This window comes from Ruthenibacterium intestinale (assembly GCF_040096265.1).
GTDB lineage: Bacteria > Bacillota > Clostridia > Oscillospirales > Ruminococcaceae > Ruthenibacterium > Ruthenibacterium komagatae.
Window position 1 is genome coordinate 1 of the sequence record NZ_JBBMFA010000030.1, and the last position, 3,140, is coordinate 3,140.

At 59.3% G+C, this 3,140-nt stretch carries 2 protein-coding genes and 1 tRNA gene; 1 reads left to right on the plus strand and 2 read right to left on the minus strand.

Features of this window, described 5'->3' with window-relative positions; translation table 11 throughout:
• Window positions 1-78 precede the first annotated feature (78 nt).
• Window positions 79-154, plus strand: a tRNA-Asn gene (locus WMO24_RS00845).
• 98 nt (window positions 155-252) lie between these two features.
• Here the strand turns inward: WMO24_RS00845 and WMO24_RS00850 are convergent.
• Both WMO24_RS00850 and uxuA read right to left on the minus strand, forming a co-directional pair.
• The gene (locus WMO24_RS00850; protein ID WP_349214191.1) at window positions 253-1,746 is read right to left on the minus strand and encodes a mannitol dehydrogenase family protein; all 1,494 of its coding nucleotides are present in this window, start codon (window positions 1,744-1,746) and stop codon (window positions 253-255) included.
• A gap of 138 nt (window positions 1,747-1,884) precedes the next feature.
• A complete protein-coding gene (gene uxuA, locus WMO24_RS00855) occupies window positions 1,885-2,958 on the minus strand; it encodes a mannonate dehydratase (protein WP_349214190.1) in 1,074 nt (357 codons plus the stop codon).
• Between the last annotated feature and the right edge of the window lie 182 nt (window positions 2,959-3,140).

Below are 3,140 nucleotides of genomic sequence, written 5' to 3' on the forward strand. Positions count from 1 at the left end.
CCGTTGGTCAAGCGGTCAAGACGGCGGCCTCTCACGCCGCAAACGGGAGTTCGATTCTCCCACGGGTCACCATCATAATCCTCTTTAGCTCAGTCGGTAGAGCGGCGGACTGTTAATCCGTAGGTCGTTGGTTCGAGTCCAACAAGGGGAGCCAGAAAAACACCCCGAACGCACAGGCGTTCGGGGTGTTTTTTATCCGGAAAAGAGCTGCCGTCCGAAAGGGCGGCAGCTCTTTTCCGTTTCAAAGCCCGGTCAGGACGGCTCGTTGGGATAGCAGGCCGTCACGTATTTGTGCAGGGTCTGGCGCACGGCGCCCGGGCCCGCATTGAATTCGTTGAAATACTGCACGACCCGTTCTTTCAGGCCGGCCGCCTGCAGGTCCGCACCCCAGATGCGAAGGTCGCTGAGCGTGGGCTCCAGGTCTTCGGCGCTTACCACGGCACCTTCCGCAATGGCCTGCATGCCCGGCTGCAGTTTGTTCAGCAGCGGGTCGGAAGAGCAGGCAAAGGCGTTCCCCTGATCGTCCACGCCTTTGAGGTAGCGCAGCCACCCTGCAAAGACCAGCGGCATCAGCACCAGCGAATGGGCGGTGCCCCGCGCCAGATGCAGCTTGATGTCCTCGCCGAACCGGATGGACAGTTTTTGCGAGGTGTCGGTGGCGATGCGCTGGGGCGTATCGGGGATGAACGGATTGGGGAAGCGCTCTTTCAGCACTTCCTGCAAAAAGGCCCGCGGGTCGATGATGCCCGGGTCCACCACCACGGGCAGACCCTCGTGCGCGCTCATTTTTTCAGTCAGGCCGACCAGATCTTCGTCCTTCATTTCCGCGGCGATGGACTGGTACCCCAGCAGGCAGCCGAACACGGCCAGAGATGTGTGCAGCGGGTTCAGGCAGGTGCACACCTTCATTTTTTCCACCGCGTTCACCGTCTCGCGGGAAGTGAACATGACTCCGGCTTTTTCCAGGCAGGGGCGGCCGTTGGGGAAGTCGTCCTCGATGACCAGATACTGGGGCTTTTCGGCGTTGACAAAGGGCGCGATGTAGGTGTTTTTGGAGGTGACAAAGGGCGCCATGTCCTCCCAGCCGTCCGCTTCCAGCGCGCGCTGGACGGACTCGTGGGGGCGCGGCGTGATCTTGTCGATCATGCTCCAGGGGAAGGAGATGTGGTTCTGCACGTATTCGTAAGCGCCCTCTTCCAGATAGCCTTTTTCCTTCCAGGCGTCCAGAATTTCAAAGACGGCCAGTTTCAGCTTTTCGCCGTTGTGGGAACAGTTGTCCATGGAGACCAGCGCCAGCGGTTTTCCGCAGGTTTTGCCGCGGGTCAGGCAATAGGAGACCAGGCGCGGCAGAAACATCGTGCAGTGTTCGGGCCCGCGCTCCAGATCATTGCGGATGGCCGGGAGAAGCTCCCGGTCCGCGCCGCGCAGGGAATAGCCCTTCTCGGTGATGGTGAAGGACACCATTTGCAGAGAGGGGGTTTTAAAAATCTCGCGCACGCGGTCTTCGTCGGTGCTCAGGGCCAGGCTTTCGGTGACGGAAGCCACCAGTTCCTTTTCCATCTTCTCGTTGGCGCACAAAGTGACAATGAGCGACAGGTTGTCAAAGGGGCGCATGCACCGGGTGATGATCTCTTCGTCGTACCCTTCGCAGCAGACGATGCCGGTTTCCGTCAGGCCCTGATTCAGCAGCGTCTGACACAGCACGGCCGGAAACGCGCGGAAAATGTTTCCGGTTCCGAAGTGCAGTCAGGCGGGCGCAGCGGCCGTCTTTTCCGTGACGCGTGCCACGTCGTACTGCGGCAGTACGTAATCCGTCAGCGCGGCGGATTGAGTGAGTGCGGTGCGGTTCAGTTTCATAACAACAGTCCTTTCGTTTTTGTATTTTCAAAGAGTGTGCGGCATTTTGGAGAGGGCCTCCCACAGGCCCAGCAGATACTGGCTGCCCAGCGCCCGGTCGTACAGGCCGTACCCGGGCATGGCCTGTTCGCCCCAGATCATGCGGCCGTGGTCCGGGCGCATGATCCCGTCAAAGCCGATGTCGTACAGGGCTTTCATGATTTCGAACATATCAAAGGAGCCGTCTTCGGACAGATGCGCGCATTCTTCAAACTTTCCGGCTCCGGTGTGCTCCATGTTGCGGATGTGGGCAAAATGAATGCGCCCCTTCAAGCTGCGGATCATGTCGGGCAGGTCCGCCGCCGGATTGGTCCCCAGAGACCCGGTGCAGAACGTGATACCGTTGCAGGGGGAATCCACCAGTTTTGTCAGTTTCAAAAGGTTTTCCTTGCCGGTGATGATGCGGGGCAGACCGAACACGCTCCAGGCGGGATCGTCCGGATGAATGGCCATCTTCACGCCGTATTTTTCGCAGGCGGGCATGATCGCCTGCAAAAAGTATTTCAGGTTCTGCCAGAGCTTTTCCTCGTCCACGTCCCGGTATTGTTCAAACAGCTCCTGAATGCGGGCCATGCGCTCCGGTTCCCAGCCGGGCAGCAGGTGACCGTCGGCCTTCTGCTCCATGGCGGCAAACATGTTTGCCGGGTCGATCTTGTCGATCTCGGCCTGGTCGTAGGCCAGGACCGTGGAGCCGTCGGGGCGGGGCTTGGCCAGGTCGGTGCGGGTCCAGTCGAAAACAGGCATGAAGTTGTAGCAGATCAGATCGATGCCGCACTCGGCCAGAATGCGGATGGTCTCGATGTAGTTTTCGATGTAGCGGTCCCGGGAGGGCAGACCGATTTTGATGTCGTCGTGGATGTTGACGCTTTCGATGCCCCAAATTTCCAGGCCCGCGCGGTTCACCTGCTCTTTCAGGCGGAGAACTTTTTCCTTTTCCCATTTTTCCCCGGGAAGGGTGTCGTATAAGGTGGTGATGACCCCGCGCACACCGGCCACCCGGCGAATTTGTGAGAGCGTGACGGTGTCAAACCCGTCGCCGAACCAGCGCAATTCCATTTTCATGCTTGTCGTCTCTTTTTTCGTCGTTTCATTCCCGTCATAACCTGAAAACGGAAAAGAAACCAGCCTGTTGACGCCCTTTTTTCAAAACTTTTTGGGGTAGGGGAAAACGAAGGCGCTGCCGGGGATTCCGCCCGCCCTGCCTGACGAAAAAAGCGCCCCCTGCATCCCGCGGGATGCAGGGG